Consider the following 16,791-nt stretch of genomic DNA (forward strand, 5'->3'; position numbering starts at 1 on the left):
GTGCGTTTTCGAGCCATTCAAACAGCTGTTCGCACCCCCCTAAAGAGGGTGCGCAAACAGTACTCGATGCACTTCTGTAGTTGCTGTTTTTTTGACGCTGATATTCAACCGCGGAAGTAACGCTGCGCAACGAAAGGCATTTTTGCCACGCGCATCGGGACTTTCTTGCCTCGCACCATTGCCCAGACCGGGGTATCGAGCGCTGTGTACCGAGTGTCCAGGTAACCCATTGCCAATGGGCCGCCCAGGCTGGGTCCGAAACCACCGCTGCACACGCTGCCGATTACATGGTCTTGTGCATCGACAATCTGGGTTCCTTCGCGCACCGGTGTGCGTTCCTGGGGCAAGAGGCCGACGCGTTTGTTGTCCACCCCTGACTGCTGCTGAGCAAAAATCTGCTCGGCGCCCGGGAAACCCCCAGCACGTGCGCCGTCGGCACGTCGGACCTTGGAGATGGCCCACAGCAGGCTGGCCTGAATGGGCGATGTGTCGGTGTTCATGTCATGGCCATACAGGCACAGGCCGGCTTCGAGACGCAGCGAATCTCGGGCGCCCAGGCCGATGGGGGACACTTCCGGTTCTTCAAGAAGACGCCGGGCAAGTGCCTCTGCTTTATCTGAAGGGACGGAGATTTCATAACCGTCTTCGCCGGTGTAACCCGAGCGGCTGACATAGCACGGCACACCCATCAACGTGACGCTTTTGAATTGCATGAACGTCATGTTCGCGACTTCAGGTGCCAGACGCGCCAGTACGGTCACAGCGGCAGGGCCTTGCAAAGCAAGCAGGGCACGCTCTTCGAACAGCGGCTCGATCTTGCAGTGACCCGCCAGTTGCTTGCACAGGTGCGCCAGGTCCTGATCCTTGCAGGCGGCGTTGACCACCAGCATCAGTTGATCATTGCCCAGGTTGGCAACCATCAGGTCGTCGAGAATACCGCCGGTTTCGTTGGTGAACATGGCGTAGCGCTGCATGCCGACCGGCAGGTCGATGATGTCCACCGGGACCAGGGTTTCCAGTGCCTTGGCGGCATCGGTGCCGGTCAGGCGAATCTGGCCCATGTGCGAGACGTCGAACAGACCCGCTTGGGCGCGGGTGTGCAGGTGTTCTTTCATGACGCCTGCGGGGTATTGCACAGGCATGTCATAACCGGCGAACGGTACCATCTTGGCACCCAGTTCACGGTGCAGGGCGTGCAGCGGTGTGGTCAGCAGGGATTCTGTGGACATGTTCAATTCCTTGTAAGTCGGGCCGTGCATGACAGCGCTGCCCGTCAATACGGGCAGCGTGTCGGCATCCGTGATCAGGCTTCCTGATAACTCTCGATGGACGGGCAGGCGCAGACCAGATTACGGTCGCCGAACACGTTGTCGACGCGGCCGACCGGCGGCCAGTACTTGTTCTCGATCAGTGAGGCAACCGGGTATACGGCCTGTTCGCGGCTGTACGGATGAGTCCACTGACCGACGATTTCGGCGGCGGTGTGCGGCGCGTTTTTCAGCGGGTTGTCGTCCTTGTCCAGGGTGCCGTTTTCCACTGCACGAATTTCTTCGCGGATCTTGATCATGGCGTCGCAGAAGCGGTCCAGCTCTTCGCGGGATTCGCTTTCGGTCGGTTCGATCATCAGCGTGCCTGCCACCGGGAACGACATGGTCGGTGCGTGGAAACCGAAATCGATCAGGCGCTTGGCGACGTCATCGACGCTGATGCCGCTGCTGTCTTTGATTGGGCGCAGGTCCAGAATGCATTCGTGCGCCACCAGGCCGTTGCTGCCGGTGTACAGAACCGGGTAGTGATCTTCCAGACGGCGGGAGATGTAGTTGGCATTGAGGATCGCCAGTTGCGAGGCGCGCTTCAGGCCTTCACCGCCCATCATGCGAATGTACATCCAGGTAATCGGCAGGATGCTGGCGCTGCCGAACGGTGCTGCGCAAACCGCACCTTCCTTGCGCTCCATGCGGGCGTGGCCCGGCATGAACGGGGCGAGGTGGGATTTCACACCAATCGGGCCGACGCCCGGGCCGCCACCGCCATGAGGAATGCAGAAGGTCTTGTGCAGGTTCAGGTGGGACACGTCGCCACCGAACTTGCCCGGCGCGCAGAGGCCGACCATCGCGTTCATGTTGGCACCGTCGATATAGACCTGGCCGCCGTTGTCATGAACGATGCTGCAGATTTCGCGGATGCCTTCTTCGAACACCCCGTGGGTCGACGGGTAGGTGATCATCAAAGCGGCCAGTTGGTCGCGATGCTGAAGTGCTTTGGCGCGCAGGTCTTCGATGTCCACGTTGCCGCGTGCGTCGCAGGCCGTCACGACGACGCGCATGCCCGCCATGTTGGCGGTAGCCGGGTTGGTGCCGTGGGCAGAAGAAGGAATAAGGCAGATATCACGATGCTCGTCGCCACGGCTCTGGTGATAGGCGCGGATGGCCAGCAGGCCTGCGTACTCGCCTTGAGAACCTGCGTTGGGCTGCAGCGAAATGGCGTCATAGCCGGTGGCCGCGCAGAGCATGGTTTCCAGTTCATCGGTCAACTGCTGATAGCCCGCACTCTGCTCGGCAGGTGCGAACGGATGCAGGTTGCCGAATTCGGCCCAAGTGACCGGGATCATTTCGCTGGCGGCGTTGAGTTTCATGGTGCACGAGCCCAGCGGGATCATGGTGCGGTCCAGCGCCAGGTCCTTGTCGGCCAGTTTGCGCAGGTAGCGCATCAGCTCGGTTTCGGAGTGGTAGCGGTTGAATACCGGGTGGCTGAGGATCGCCGACTGACGCGTCAGTGCGGCAGGCAGACGCGATTGAACGCTGCCTGAGAGGGCTGCGAAGTCCGGCAGGCTCTGGCCGTCAGCAACGAAGATGGCCCACAGGGTTTCAATGGCGGACGGTGAGGTCGTTTCGTCGAAAGACACGCCGAGGTGTTCGTCGTCGATCTCGCGCAGGTTGATGTACTGCGCGCGGGCGGCGGCATGCAGCGCGGCGGTTTTGCCGGCCGTGTGCAGGGTCAGGCTGTCGAAGAAGGAGTGCTGCTGGACCGTATAACCCAACTGACCCAGGCCTTCGGCGAATATGGCGGTCAGGTGGTGAACGCGGTTGGCGATCTGTGTCAGCCCCTTTGGTCCGTGATACACGGCATACATGCTGGCGATGTTGGCCAGCAGCACCTGCGCGGTGCAGATGTTGCTGGTGGCTTTCTCGCGGCGGATATGTTGCTCGCGGGTCTGCATGGCCAGCCGCAGGGCCTGTTTGCCATGACGGTCCACCGACACACCGACCAGACGGCCCGGCATGTCGCGTTTGAAGGCGTCACGAGTCGAGAAGTACGCCGCATGCGGCCCGCCGAAGCCCAGCGGTACACCGAAGCGCTGCGCGGTGCCGATGGCAACGTCCGCACCGAACTCGCCTGGCGGCGTCAGCAGGGTCAGGGCCAGCAGGTCGGCTGCCACTGCAACCAGCGCATTGGCAGCATGGAAGCGCTCGACCAGATCGCGGTAATCGAACACGTCGCCATTGCTGGCCGGGTACTGCAGCAGCGCACCGAAGTAATCGCTGACATCGCCCAGCTCGGCCTCATCGGCCACCACAACGGTGATGCCCAACGGCTCGGCACGAGTGCGCAGCACGTCCAGGGTTTGCGGATGGCAGTGGCTTGAGGCGAAGAACTGCTGGCTGTTTTTGTTCTTGCTCAAGCGTTTACAGAAGGTCATGGCTTCGGCGGCCGCAGTGGCTTCGTCCAGCAGCGAGGCGTTGGCGATCGGCAGGCCGGTCAGGTCGCTGATCAGCGTCTGGAAGTTGAGCAGCGACTCCAGACGGCCTTGAGATATTTCCGGCTGATACGGGGTGTAGGCGGTGTACCAGGCCGGGTTTTCCAGCAGGTTGCGCAGGATGGGCGCGGGCGTGTGGGTGTTGTAGTAACCCTGGCCGATGTAAGTCTTGAATAGCTGGTTTTTGCTGGCGATGGCCTTGATGGACGCTAGCGCGTCGGCTTCGCTTTGCCCGGCAGGCAGATTCAGCACACTGGTGCCCTTGATGCTTTCCGGGATGACGCTTTCGCTCAGCGCTTCGATGGAATCGAAACCCAGGGTTTGCAACATGGCCTGCTCGTCAGCGGCGCGCGGGCCAATGTGGCGGGCGATAAATTCGTTGGCGGTGCTCAGTTCAATGCGGTCGGTCATGGCTCGCTCCTCAGGCTTCGGCGTTGGCTTTGATCAGGCGGTCGTAGGCGTCCTGATTCAGCAGGCCGTGGATGGCGTTGGCATCTTGCGGAATGAAGCGAAAGAACCAGCCGGCGCCCAGGGCGTCTTCATTGACCAGTTCCGGCGTGGCGTCGAGGGCAGAGTTGACGTCGACCACTTCACCGTCCAGCGGCATATTGATGCTGCTCGCGGCTTTGACGGACTCCACCACCGACACTTCGGCGTGCTGAGTGTAGACCTGCAATTCAGGGAGCTGAACGAACACCACGTCGCCCAGCGATTCCTGCGCATAGGGGGTGATGCCAACCGTGACACTGCCATCGGCCTCGGCGCGCAGCCATTCGTGATCGACAGTGAAGCGCAACTCGCTCATAAAAACTCCTCGGGACTGAATCTCGCGCTGGGCGCGAATTTATCCCTGGAACTAAGCAATTTTGCGGCCATTTTTAATAAATCTAATAAAATCAATTGGTTATGTTTTTTGGCGGCACAACGAGTAGCTTGCCCTGTAGCGAAATCGCTACAGGGCAGGTCGTTGAGAAAACGGTGCCCGATCAAAGCCTTGATTACACAGCGTCACGACCGATTGGAATGAATTCATTCCGTTGTAACGATATCGCTACGATTTGCCTGGAGCGGTTGACGGCTACGGGTCACCCGCTTAGGCCACATGGCTGTGTGCTGCGCGCAAAAACGCTTCCAGTTCGGCGAGCCGCAGTGGCTTGCTGACCAGATAACCTTGCACCTGATCACAGTGGTTATCGGTCAGAAAGGCCCGTTGTTCGGGCGTTTCTACGCCTTCGGCAATCACCTTGAGGTCAAGGCTGTGAGCCAGTTCGATGATCGCTCGTGCGATGGCGGCATCTTGTGGATTACTGGTCACTTCACGAATGAACGCGATGTCGATCTTCAGCTTGTCGATAGGGAATCTGCGCAAATAAGCCAGACTGGAATAGCCGGTGCCGAAGTCATCGATGGAGATACTGACGCCCATACTCTTGAGCGTTTGCAGGGTTTCGATGGTGTGCGAAGTGTTTTCCATCAGTGAGCTTTCCGTGAGTTCGACCTCAAGCCACTTCGGGTCCACCTGATGCTGTTCGAGCGCGTTGCGAATGTCGGCGAGCAGGGTGGTTCCGGCGATCTGCTGACCGGAAACGTTCACGGCGACCTGGAGCGGGCCCAGCCCCGAACGTGCCCACTCGGCGATCCGGGCGCAGACACTGTCGATCACCCAGCTGCCGACTTCGCTGATCAGCCCAAGGCTTTCCAGCACCGGGACAAACACGGCGGGAGATACGGGCGGCAGGTCAGGGCGCGGCCATCGCAGTAAGGCTTCAAGGCCGCAGACGCTACCGTCGTCCAGCCTGACTTTGGGTTGGTAGGCGATTTCGAACGTGCGCTGTCGCACGGCCTCACGCAGGGCGTTTTCAAGATCCAGGCGCTCCGTAACCTCAGCGTTCATCTGGGCGGTGTAGAACCGGTAACCGTCCACGCCTTTCTTCTTGGCGTTGTTCATGGCCGTGTAGGCGTGGCGTACCAGTTCGCGGGCGTCCTCGCCGTCCTCGGGGAACAGTGCGACGCCGATGCTGGCCGTCAGCACCACACGCTGGTCTTCGATCTGAAAGGGCGTGCGCAAGGTGGTGCGGATGCGTTCCAGTATCTGGTGGGTATCGGCCTGACCCTCGCGGATCATCAGAATCAGCGCGAATTCGTCGCCGTCCACCCGACCGAGCGTGTCACTGGCATTCAGGCACCTCGCCAGGCGCTTGCTGACCTCAAGCAACGTCCGGTCGCCGAGAACGTGCCCCCAGGTTTCGTTGATGTTCTTGAAACCATCCAGATTGACGGTCATCACCGCCAGCTTCCAGCGGCTGACCGCAGCCTGGGTCAGGCCCATTTGCAGGCTGGTGTAAAACAGGTCGCGGTTGGGCAGGCCGGTCAGGTTGTCATAGTGAGCCATCTTCAACAGGCGCCGGTCCGATTCCTTGCGACGGGTGATGTCGTGCACGATGCCGACAATGATCCAGTCGTCGCCCGCCTGATAGGCCTGGCGATGAATTTCCACGGATACGTCATGGCCGCTCTTGTCCCGGATCATGGTTTCCAGCGGTTCGCTCGGGCCCCTACCAGCAATGATCTGGTCGTAGACCTCTTCCAACTGTTCCGTGGAACTCTCGCCCAGATCCGCAGGCGTCTTTTTATGCAACTCTTCAGCGGTATACCCCAGCAACTGACAGGCTCGCCGGTTGAATTCGATCAGGCTCATGGTGTTGCGATTGATTAGGAAAATCGCATCGTCCGAGGCATCCATGACCGAGCGGAAGCGTTCCAGGTCGATGGTGCGCAGTTGCAACTGTTCCTCAAGCGCCAGGTTATGGCTTTTCAGGTAGTCGCCAAAGGTCTTGAGCCTCAGCAGATTGCGCACACGCAGCCAGAGCTCGGAGCTGTCCACCGGCTTGTTGAGGTATTCCTCGGCGCCAGCTTCCAGCCCTGACAGGCGAGCACTTTGCTCATCGAGGGCCGAGAGCATGATGATGGGGATATTGGCGGTTTCTCTGGAGGACTTGAGGCGGTTGGCAACCTCGAAGCCGTCCATGCCCGGCATCATGATGTCCAGCAGGATCAAGTCGGGTGGCTGTTGCTGGATCATGGCCAGCGCCTTTTCGCCTGACTCGGCGGTCTGCGTCAGATAGTTCTGGTTGCGCAGCAGCACTTCCAGCAGGTCGCGGACGTGAACATCATCGTCCACGATCAAAATGGTTGCGTTCTGAGTCATGACGAGCGCTCATGTGGTTGGCCATTAGAGAGGGGGTTTTCCAGCAGGGCGTTTATAACCCGGTACAGCTCCTTGTAGCGCAGCGGCTTGGTGATGTAAGCGTTGCAGCCCGCGAGCCGGATTTTCTCTTCGTCTTCTTTCATGGCCATTGCGGTCAGGGCGACCACAGGAATAGCCGCTGTGAGGGGGTCTTTTTTCAGCAGTGACGTCGCGTTCAACCCATCCATTCCCGGCAACTGTATATCCATGAGGATCAGGTCGGGCTGATGTTCACGCGCCTGTTTCAGGCCGGTTTCTGCATCGGCGGCGCACAACACGCTGTGGTGGGCGCTGGTCAGCAGCAACTCCGCCAGTCGCATGTTGGCTTCATTGTCCTCAACGATCAGGATTTGGGCCACGGCGCCTCCACAGGTGCGAAGGGGCGAATGGGCAGCCAGGCCATGAAGCGTGCCCCCAGATCCTTGACACTGGCCACCGCAACGGTGCCGCCGTGCAGTTCTGCCAGCTGTTTGACCATTGCCAGGCCCAGCCCGGTGCCTTCGAATTTGCGCGCAAGGCTGCTGTCAATCTGGCTGAACGCCTTGAACAGCTTGTTCATGTCGCTCTGGGCGATGCCGATGCCCGTGTCGCTGACGCTCAGTTCAAGGAACTGCGGGTAGTCGCTGTCTGGCAAATCGAAGCCATAAACGGGCCAGTCGCCTTCGATGATGCCAGCCTGTGATCGTGGAACGATGCGTACCGCCAGCGTCACCCACCCGCCTGCGGCGCTGAATTTGACGGCGTTGGCCAGCAGGTTGTAGACGATCTGTTTGGTCTTGCGCCGATCCAGTTCAAGCAGTCCGAACTCGGCTTCGGACTCCAGCTTCAACTGAATGCGTTGCAGTGCGGCCTGCTCCCGCACGATCAGCAGGCTGTTGCTCAACAGTTCGTCGAGGTCGACGGGTTCCAGCTCCAGCGCCATCATCCCGGCCTCGACCTTGGACAGGTCGAGAATATCGTTGATCAGCGACAGCAGATGCTGGCCACTGTTGAAGATATCGCCGATGTACCGGCGCTGGTCATCACTCATCTCGCCGACCATGCCATCCCTGAGCGCCTCGGAAAATCCTATGATGGCGTTCAGCGGGGTACGCAGTTCATGTGACATGGTCGCCAGAAACTCGGACTTCATGTGACTGGCATGTTCCAGCTCGATGTTCTTCTCTTCCAGCGTGCGCTCGAAGCGTTTGCGCTCGGTCACATCGCGGGCGGCGGCGAACACACCCTTGAGTTTGCGGTCCCGATCGTGAAAGGTCGCAGCGTTGTAGGACACCACGGTTTCGGTGCCGTCGTAGGCGCGCACGGTGAGTTCGTAGTCGCTGACCGTATGTTCGCTGAGTACGCGCTTGATGGCCGCTTCAGCGCTGGCCGGGTCGGTAAAGAAGTTCTTGCACGGCGCGCCGATCAGTTCGTCCCGGGTTCGTCCGGTGAGCGCCATCATCTGTTTGTTGACGTCCGAGATGATGCCCTGCGGATCGGTCATCATCAGCGCATCGATGTTGGATTCGATCAATGAGCGGGTATAGAAATGCTGATCGCGCAAACGCTGGTCCAGAAGCGCCTGGGTTTCTTCCTCTTGCTTGCGTGCCGTGTTGTCGGTGCCGATCAGCAGGTAGCCGATGATGGCTTCCGTGCTGTCACGCAGTGCCGTCACTGACACCATTGCCGACAACCGACTGCCGTCCTTGCGAATGTAGGTCAGTTCGTAGATGTCTTCGAGGCCGCGAGAGGCTTTGAACACCAACGCTTCGAAACCGGGCGTGATCGGCGTATTGAGCTCGTAGCTCAAGGCGGCGGCGCGGGTGATCAGCTCGTCGGGATCGGAGATGTCGGCGGGGGTGATCTTGTTGACCACATCTTCAGACTGATAGCCGAGCATGCGTTCGGCACCCACATTGAAAATCTGGATGACGCCATGTTCATCGGTTGCAATGCTGGAGAAGTGCGCGCTGCTGACAATGGCGTCTTGCAGTGCACCGGTCTTCAACAGGTTTTTCTGTCGGAGGGATTCAACGATTCTTTCGTCACGAGACTCATGCCCTACTGGCGGGGTCTGCATTATTGCTCCCGTTACTGCATGAATATGCCTGAAAGATAGGTTTTGCTGCGGGGCGCAGAGTTTCAGGTGATGATTGACATGAGATGTGTTGACAGTAACAGATCGACCGTCAGTCGATAGCTATTAAATGGCTAACAGTGCTTTTACATGCAAGCCATGTGCCCGTGGGGAGTGCCTGATCAGGACTTGCCGGAAATGCCGTACTTGCGCAACCGATGTGCAATGGCCGTATGGGATGTATGCAGGCGCGCAGCCAGTTGCCGGGTAGAGGGATAGTCGGCATAGAGCTTTTCAAGCAACTCTTTTTCGAACGCTTCGACCGCGTGCTCGAGGCTGTCGACTCCAAGGGTGTTCTGGCCTGCGACGGCAGTGCCCGCAATGTCCAGATCACCGATGTCCACCAGCGCGCTTTCACTGATGGCTGCCGCACGGAAAATCACGTTCTGCAATTGACGGACATTGCCGGGCCAGCGATTGCCCAACAGGGCGGGATAAGTACCGGGTGCCAGACGACAGACCGGGCGCTGGATCTGTGCGCAGGCCTGCTCCATGAAATAGCGGGCCAGCAGCAGAATGTCCTGGCCGCGCTCGCGCAAGGGGGGGACGTCCAGGTTCAGAACGTTAAGGCGGTAGAACAGGTCTTCGCGAAACGTGCCTTCGCTGACCATTTTTTCCAGATCGCGGTGGGTGGCGCTGAGGATGCGCACATTGACCTTGACCTCGCGGTCGCCGCCCACGCGCCGGAAACTGCCATCATTCAGGAAACGCAGTAATTTGGCCTGTAGATAGGGCGACATTTCACCGATCTCGTCCAGAAATACCGTGCCTTGGTTGGCCAGTTCCATCAAGCCTGGCTTGCCGCCGCGCTGGGCGCCGGTGAAGGCGCCGGGGGCGTAGCCGAACAGTTCGCTTTCGGCGAGGTTTTCCGGCAGCGCTGCGCAGTTGAGGGCCAGAAACGGTTCGCCGTGCCGGGCGCTGCTGGCGTGACAGGCACGGGCGACCAGTTCTTTGCCGGTGCCGGTTTCTCCCTGGATCAACAACGGCGCGTCCAGCGCTGCAATCCGCTGTGCGCGGGCCTTGAGCGTGCGGATGGCGGCTGACTCGCCGAGCAGCGCATCGAAGCCTTCGGCATGATCATGGTGCAGCGCCGACAGGCGTTCGCCGATCCGGCTGGGCAGGTACAAGGTGATCAGCGCGCCAGCCTCGGTGATGGGCGTTGCGTCGAGCAGCAATGCCTCGCCATTGAGGGTGATTTCACGCAGGGGCAAGCGAAAGCCATTTTCCAACAGCGCGTTTTGCAGGCTGGGATCGGCGAGCAGATCGCCAATGGCTTCGCCTGCCGGTTCGCGGCCGATCAGCGTAATCAGTGCCGGATTGGCCAGCAGCACATGCCCGGCACTGTCCAGCGCCAGAACCGGGTCGGTCATGGCGGCCAGTAGTGCATCGAGCTGTAAATGACGGCGCTGGCCCGGCAGGATATCCACCACCGTGATGGCCTCTACCCCTCGCACCCTGAACAGCGCGTCCTTGAGCTCTTCGAGCATTTGATGGCTCAAGGTCGGCGCGTCGATATAGACGTTAGGCGGCACCATTTCCACTGCGTCCAGGTTCAGATTACGCCCGCCCAGAATCGCCAGCACTTCCTGGGTAATACCGACACGGTCGATGAAACTGACATGGATACGCATGGGGTAGAACGGGTTCGCGAACGAAGGGGTGGCAAGTATGCCCTGTGGTGCGGTGTTTGGTGAAATTCAGCGTGATGATCAGAGGATGTAACGCGAAGCGTCACGGGCGGCATGCTCATCGCTCCGCGTGGTAATGCCGCCCAGGACGTTCTGCGTCCGGTAGAGGCCTTACTCCAGATGTTCAGGCTTCACCGGTTCGCCGGATTTGGCGTCGAGCTTGTCGCGAATGTCTTCGAACATGCGGTCGTAGTCCGGGTGTTTGGCAATCGGCAACGAATCGCTGTGGGGCAGGCCATGCTTGAGGGCGATGCGTCCTGCGTCATGGGCGAAGTTGAAGGCCAGGTCGCGGGGCAGGTCGAACTCCTCCGAGAAGCTCTTGCCGTCGATCTCGCCCTGCATCGTGAAGTGAATGCCGGTTCCTTCCTTGGGATCCTGACTCACCTCGTAACGCAGATGAATGTCGTAGGCGACATCCGATTGCTGAAACGCTGCGTGAGTCATGTGCAGATGGCCTGGCTCGAACATGGAGATTGCCCCATTGAAATTGAGTGTTCATGTAGGACATCCCTCGCGTCTGGGCGGTTCAGTTGGCGTCGGGGCGTTCGTCCTTGGCAGGCTCGGGCCTCGACCAGATCCACAGATTGCCCAGGCCCATGCCGGCAATCGCCAGGTATAGCCACCAGACATGTGTCAGCAGACTTAGCATCATCACCGCACAGAACAGCATGCTCACCGTGGCGCTGATCTTGGCTCGCCGGGTGACCAGTCGGCCGTTGCGCCAGTTGTACAGAATCGGACCGAACACGCGGTGGTTTTCCAGCCAGGCATTCAGTCGCGGTGAACTACGCGTTGCCGCCCAGGCCGCGAGGAGGATGAACTCGGTGGTCGGCAGCCCGGGAATGAAAATTGCGGCAATGCCGATGCCCAGGCTGGCATACGCAAGAATGCCAAACAGAAAGCGTGAAAGTCTGGAACCGGGTGGTTTGTACGTCATGGTCTCTACAGGCAGGTTTGAAAAGCCCGGCCAGCTTAACAGCACCGGGCGCTTTTTCATGCGTGTAGGAAATGGACACACAAATGTGCTGCAAATTGCGCCCATCACTCTGCGTGGGGGCGGTCCCCAATATCGCTCTGCGCCAGGGTCAGACGCAGAGCGTGGCGACGATCAGGGTAGGTTACTCGGCGTTATGCAACGCCAGGCAGTTGTCCAGCATGCGGTTGGAGAACGCCCATTCGTTGTCGTACCAGGACAGCACCTTGAGCAGTTTGCCGCTCACTTTGGTGTGGTTGGCGTCGAAGATCGACGACAGTGGGTTGTGGTTGAAGTCGTGGGAAACCAGCGGCAGGGTGTTGTAGCCCAGGACCTTGGAATGCTGGCTGGCTTCTTTCATCAGCGCGTTGACTTCTTCTGCGGTGGTTTCGCGCTTCAGGGTGACGGTCAGGTCCACCAGCGACACGTTGATCACTGGAACCCGTACCGCCATGCCAGTCAGCTTGCCAGCCAGTTCCGGCAATACCAGACCGACCGCTTCGGCGGCACCGGTCTTGCTCGGGATCATCGACTGCGTGGCCGAACGAGCACGGTACGGGTCGGTGTGGTAGACGTCGATCAGGTTCTGGTCGTTGGTGTAGGCGTGAATGGTGGTCATCAGGCCGCTTTCGATACCCAGTTCACGGTGCAGCACCTGGGCAACCGGCGCCAGGCAGTTGGTGGTGCAGGAAGCGCTGGAGATGATCTGGTGCGATTGACGCAGGGTGTCGTGGTTCACGCCATAGACGATGGTCGCATCTGCGCCGCTGGCAGGAGCGGAGATGATGACCTTGCGTGCGCCAGCTGTCAGATGAGCAGCGGCCTTGTCGCGGCTGGTGAACAAGCCGGTGCATTCGAAAACCACATCGATGTTGTGTGACTTCCACGGCAGGTCCGCCGGGTTGCGGATCGCGCTCACTGCAATACGGTCACCGTTGACCGTCAGGCTCTCTTTGTCACATTCCACGGTGCCGCTGAACGGGCCGTGTACAGTGTCGAAACGCAGCAGGTGAGCGTTCATTTCGCTGTCGCCCAGATCGTTGATGGCGACGACCTGCAGGTCCTGTCGGTAGCCTTGGGTATAGAGTGCGCGTAGGACGTTGCGGCCGATGCGGCCAAAACCGTTGATTGCGATACGAAGAGTCATACAGCCGTCCTTCATGAATTTGTTGTTGGAATTACAAGATTATTCTCATAGAAATAGAAAACAAGCCTTTTTAGTGGCAATATTTTGTTTTATCTACAACTACAAGCCTGAAAGGCATGCCCCATTGATCGAAACCAGGCCTTTGCGCTACAGCATTCGGCCCCGATCATCGGAACCGTCTTTACGGGTGACCATAGACGTTAGCCTGGAGTTCATCACATGCATCCCCGCATTCTTGAGGTAACCGAGCGGCTGATCGCTCGCAGTCGTGATACCCGCGAGCGCTATCTTCAATTGATCCGTGGCGCAGCCAGCGAAGGCCCGATGCGCGGCAAGCTTCAATGCGCCAACTTCGCTCATGGCGTCGCGGCCTGCGGCCCGGAAGACAAGCAAAGCCTGCGGATGATGAACGCCGCCAACATCGCCATCGTCTCCTCCTACAACGAAATGCTCTCCGCGCATCAACCCTACGAACACTTCCCCAACCAGATCAAACAGGCTTTACGTGACATTGGTTCGGTCGGTCAGTTTGCCGGTGGCGTGCCGGCCATGTGCGATGGCGTGACCCAGGGCGAGCCGGGCATGGAACTGGCGATTGCCAGCCGTGAGGTGATTGCGATGTCCACGGCGGTGGCGTTGTCGCACAACATGTTCGATGGCGCGCTGATGCTGGGCATTTGTGACAAGATCGTACCCGGCTTGATGATGGGGGCACTGCGCTTTGGCCATCTGCCCACCATTTTCGTACCCGGCGGGCCGATGGTTTCCGGTATCTCCAACAAGCAGAAAGCCGATGTGCGTCAGCGCTATGCCGAAGGCAAGGCGACCCGCGAAGAGCTGCTGGACTCGGAAATGAAGTCCTACCACAGCCCCGGCACCTGTACGTTCTATGGCACCGCCAACACCAATCAGTTGGTGATGGAGGTGATGGGCATGCACTTGCCGGGCGCCTCGTTCGTCAACCCGTACACCCCGCTGCGCGACGCGCTGACCGCCGAGGCCGCGCATCAGGTCACGCGCCTGACCAAACAGAGCGGCAGCTTCATGCCGATCGGTGAGATCGTCGACGAGCGCTCGTTGGTCAACTCCATCGTGGCCTTGCACGCAACCGGCGGCTCGACCAACCACACCCTGCACATGCCCGCCATCGCGATGGCTGCCGGTATCAAGCTGACCTGGCAGGACATGGCCGACCTGTCGGAAGTCGTACCGACCCTCAGTCACGTCTACCCGAACGGCAAGGCTGACATCAACCACTTCCAGGCGGCAGGCGGCATGTCGTTCCTGATCCGCGAACTGCTGGCGGCCGGTCTGTTGCACGAAAACGTCAATACCGTGGCCGGTTATGGTCTGAGCCGTTACACCCAGGAGCCATTCCTGGAGGACGGCAAGCTGGTCTGGCGCGAAGGCCCGCTTCAAAGCCTGGACGAGAACATCCTGCGTCCGGTGTCCCGCCCGTTCTCGGCGGAAGGCGGGCTGCGCGTGATGGAAGGCAACCTGGGCCGAGGCGTGATGAAAGTGTCGGCCGTGGCCCTCGAGCACCAGATCGTCGAGGCCCCTGCCAAGGTGTTTCAGGATCAACAGGAACTGGCCGACGCGTTCAAGGCCGGTGAACTTGAGCGTGATTTTGTTGCTGTCATGCGTTTCCAGGGTCCACGCTCCAACGGCATGCCCGAACTGCACAAGATGACCCCGTTCCTTGGCGTGTTGCAGGACCGAGGCTTCAAGGTCGCGTTGGTAACCGATGGACGGATGTCCGGTGCTTCGGGCAAGATCCCGGCAGCCATTCATGTCTGCCCGGAAGCCTTCGTGGGTGGCCCGCTGGCGCTGGTGCGCGATGGGGACGTGATTCGCGTCGATGGCGTCAAAGGAACGTTGCAAGTTCTGGTCGAAGCGTCAGAATTGGCCGCCAGAGAACCCGCCACCTGCCAGATCGACAACAGCGTCGGCTGCGGTCGGGAGCTGTTTGGATTCATGCGCATGGCCTTCAGCTCCGCAGAGCAGGGCGCTTGCGCCTTTACCTCTAGTCTGGAGACGCTTAAGTGAAGTTGGCCCTGGTCGGTGATATAGGCGGTACCAATGCACGTTTTGCCATTTGGGAAGACAATGCGCTGCATTCTGTCCGGGTATTCCCGACCATCGACTACGTCGGTCCGGAAAAAGCCATCGAGGTCTACCTGCAGGACCTCGAGCTGCAACGCGGCGACATCGGCTATGTCTGCCTGGCGGTTGCAGGCCCCGTGGATGGCGATCTGTTCCAGTTCACCAACAGCCATTGGGAACTGAGCCGTACTGCGTTCTGCGAAGACCTGAAAATCGACCACCTGTTGCTGATCAACGACTTCACTGCGATGGCGCTGGGCATGACCCGGCTCAAGGATGATGAGTACCTGACGGTCTGTCACGGTATCGGCAAGGCGGATCGTCCGCGCGCCGTGGTCGGCCCGGGCACCGGGCTGGGGGTTGGCACGCTGATCAAGGAGAGCGAGTCCCGCTGGATGGCGTTGCCGGGCGAGGGCGGGCATGTCGATTTGCCAATCGGCACGGCGCGTGAAGCCCTGCTGTGGACGCGACTGATGGCCGAGCACGAGCATGTCAGCGCCGAAGTGGTGCTCAGCGGTGCGGGTCTGTTGCTGCTTTATCAGGTCAGTTGCGCGCTGGACGACGTCGAGCCTGAGCTCAAGTCGCCGGCTGCCATCACCACCGCAGCACTGGCGGGTGATCCGGTTGCCGCTGCCGTGCTGGAGCAATTCTGTGTGTTCCTGGGACGCGTGGTGGGCAATCAGGTGTTGACCGTGGGCGGTCTGGGCGGCGTCTACATCACGGGCGGCGTGGTGCCACGGTTCACCGACTTTTTCATGAACAGCGGTTTCAAACGCGCACTCGCCGAAAAGGGCGTGATGAGCGATTATTTCAAGGGGTTGCCGGTCTGGCTGGTGACGGCTGAATACCCCGGCCTCATGGGGTCGGGTGTTGCGCTGCAACAGGCTTTTGGTTCGCACATCTGAACGGCTCAGAAGCATGAGCCGGGCCACTGACAACAAAAATCAACAGCCAGCGAGGGCGCCTTCACGTGAGTTCAGTCAGTAAATCGATCCTGCTGGTGGATGACGACCAGGAGATTCGGGAGTTGCTGGACACTTACCTGAGTCGTGCCGGCTTTCAGGTGCGCACGGTCGGCGATGGCGCAGGCTTTCGTCAGGCCTTCAACGAAGCGTCCAGCGACCTGTTGATTCTCGACGTCATGCTGCCCGACGAAGACGGCTTCAGCCTGTGTCGGTGGGTGCGTCAGCATCCACGCCAGCCGCATGTGCCGATCATCATGCTCACTGCCAGCTCCGACGAGGCCGACCGGGTGATCGGGCTGGAACTGGGGGCCGACGATTATCTGGGCAAGCCTTTCAGTCCGCGTGAACTGCAAGCGCGGATCAAAGCGCTGTTGCGCCGTGCCCAGTTCGGTCAAGAACGCCCTGGCGGCGATGTCATTCTGTTCGATGAGTGGCGACTGGACATGGTCAGTCACCGGCTTTTTCACAGCGATGGCGAGGAAGTGATTCTGTCCGGCGCCGACTTCGCGCTGCTCAAACTGTTTCTGGACAACCCCCAACAGATTCTCGACCGCGACACCATCGGCAACGCCACTCGTGGCCGTGAGCTGATGCCGTTGGAGCGTATCGTCGACATGGCGGTTAGCCGCCTGCGTCAGCGTCTGCGTGATACAGGCAAGTCGCCACGCCTGATCCGTACCGTGCGCGGCAGCGGTTATCTGCTGGCCGCTCAGGTCAACGCGCAGTCAGGCAACGGTTATTAACGCGCCCACGGCAGGCGTGAAAAAACGCAGCCTGCCACTGCCTCGCTCCTTG

13 protein-coding genes are annotated in these 16,791 nt (G+C 59.9%); 3 read left to right on the forward strand and 10 right to left on the reverse strand.

Annotated elements, in window-relative coordinates:
• Nucleotides 1-104 precede the first annotated feature (104 nt).
• From gcvT to gap, 10 genes are all read right to left on the reverse strand, one after another.
• Complete coding sequence (gene gcvT / locus ALP40_RS13575) at nucleotides 105-1,229, reverse strand: glycine cleavage system aminomethyltransferase GcvT (protein ID WP_122208774.1); 1,125 nt, start codon at nucleotides 1,227-1,229, stop codon at nucleotides 105-107.
• A gap of 74 nt (nucleotides 1,230-1,303) precedes the next feature.
• Nucleotides 1,304-4,168, reverse strand: coding sequence for an aminomethyl-transferring glycine dehydrogenase (gcvP, locus tag ALP40_RS13580; protein ID WP_122208775.1), 2,865 nt, complete (start codon nucleotides 4,166-4,168; stop codon nucleotides 1,304-1,306).
• A gap of 10 nt (nucleotides 4,169-4,178) precedes the next feature.
• Nucleotides 4,179-4,562, reverse strand: coding sequence for a glycine cleavage system protein GcvH (gene gcvH, locus ALP40_RS13585; RefSeq protein ID WP_122208776.1), 384 nt, complete (start codon nucleotides 4,560-4,562; stop codon nucleotides 4,179-4,181).
• A 288-nt stretch (nucleotides 4,563-4,850) separates the two neighbouring features.
• Nucleotides 4,851-6,965, reverse strand: a complete 2,115-nt coding sequence (locus ALP40_RS13590) for an EAL domain-containing protein (protein ID WP_122208777.1) — start codon at nucleotides 6,963-6,965, stop codon at nucleotides 4,851-4,853.
• Nucleotides 6,962-7,363, reverse strand: coding sequence for a response regulator (locus ALP40_RS13595; RefSeq protein ID WP_122208778.1), 402 nt, complete (start codon nucleotides 7,361-7,363; stop codon nucleotides 6,962-6,964). Before ALP40_RS13595 ends, ALP40_RS13590 begins: the two co-directional genes overlap by 4 nt.
• Nucleotides 7,348-9,063, reverse strand: coding sequence for a PAS domain-containing sensor histidine kinase (locus ALP40_RS13600; protein WP_122208779.1), 1,716 nt, complete (start codon nucleotides 9,061-9,063; stop codon nucleotides 7,348-7,350). Before ALP40_RS13600 ends, ALP40_RS13595 begins: the two co-directional genes overlap by 16 nt.
• A 179-nt stretch (nucleotides 9,064-9,242) precedes the next feature.
• A complete protein-coding gene (locus ALP40_RS13605; protein WP_122208780.1) occupies nucleotides 9,243-10,751 on the reverse strand; it encodes a sigma-54-dependent transcriptional regulator in 1,509 nt (502 codons plus the stop codon).
• A gap of 168 nt (nucleotides 10,752-10,919) precedes the next feature.
• Nucleotides 10,920-11,276 (reverse strand): DUF5064 family protein, encoded by a 357-nt coding sequence (locus tag ALP40_RS13610; protein WP_122208781.1) that lies wholly within the window; start codon nucleotides 11,274-11,276, stop codon nucleotides 10,920-10,922.
• Nucleotides 11,277-11,334: 58 nt separating this feature from the next.
• The gene (locus ALP40_RS13615) at nucleotides 11,335-11,805 is read right to left on the reverse strand and encodes a YbaN family protein (protein ID WP_122208782.1); all 471 of its coding nucleotides are present in this window, start codon (nucleotides 11,803-11,805) and stop codon (nucleotides 11,335-11,337) included.
• Between the two features lie 121 nt (nucleotides 11,806-11,926).
• A complete protein-coding gene (gene gap, locus ALP40_RS13620; protein WP_122208783.1) occupies nucleotides 11,927-12,928 on the reverse strand; it encodes a type I glyceraldehyde-3-phosphate dehydrogenase in 1,002 nt (333 codons plus the stop codon).
• A gap of 219 nt (nucleotides 12,929-13,147) precedes the next feature.
• Between gap and edd the strand changes: the two genes are divergently transcribed.
• The 3 genes from edd (at nucleotide 13,148) to ALP40_RS13635 (ending at nucleotide 16,739) form a co-directional block, all read left to right on the forward strand.
• Nucleotides 13,148-14,974, forward strand: a complete 1,827-nt coding sequence (gene edd / locus ALP40_RS13625) for a phosphogluconate dehydratase (RefSeq protein ID WP_122208784.1) — start codon at nucleotides 13,148-13,150, stop codon at nucleotides 14,972-14,974.
• Nucleotides 14,971-15,936: a glucokinase gene (locus ALP40_RS13630; RefSeq protein ID WP_122208785.1), complete on the forward strand. Its 966-nt coding sequence runs from the start codon at nucleotides 14,971-14,973 to the stop codon at nucleotides 15,934-15,936. The genes edd and ALP40_RS13630 overlap by 4 nt, the downstream gene beginning before the upstream one ends.
• 65 nt (nucleotides 15,937-16,001) lie before the next feature.
• Nucleotides 16,002-16,739, forward strand: a complete 738-nt coding sequence (locus tag ALP40_RS13635) for a response regulator (RefSeq protein WP_122208786.1) — start codon at nucleotides 16,002-16,004, stop codon at nucleotides 16,737-16,739.
• The last annotated feature ends 52 nt before the right edge of the window (nucleotides 16,740-16,791 follow it).

This window comes from Pseudomonas viridiflava (genome assembly GCF_003702045.1).
Classification (GTDB): Bacteria; Pseudomonadota; Gammaproteobacteria; order Pseudomonadales; family Pseudomonadaceae; genus Aquipseudomonas; species Aquipseudomonas viridiflava_C.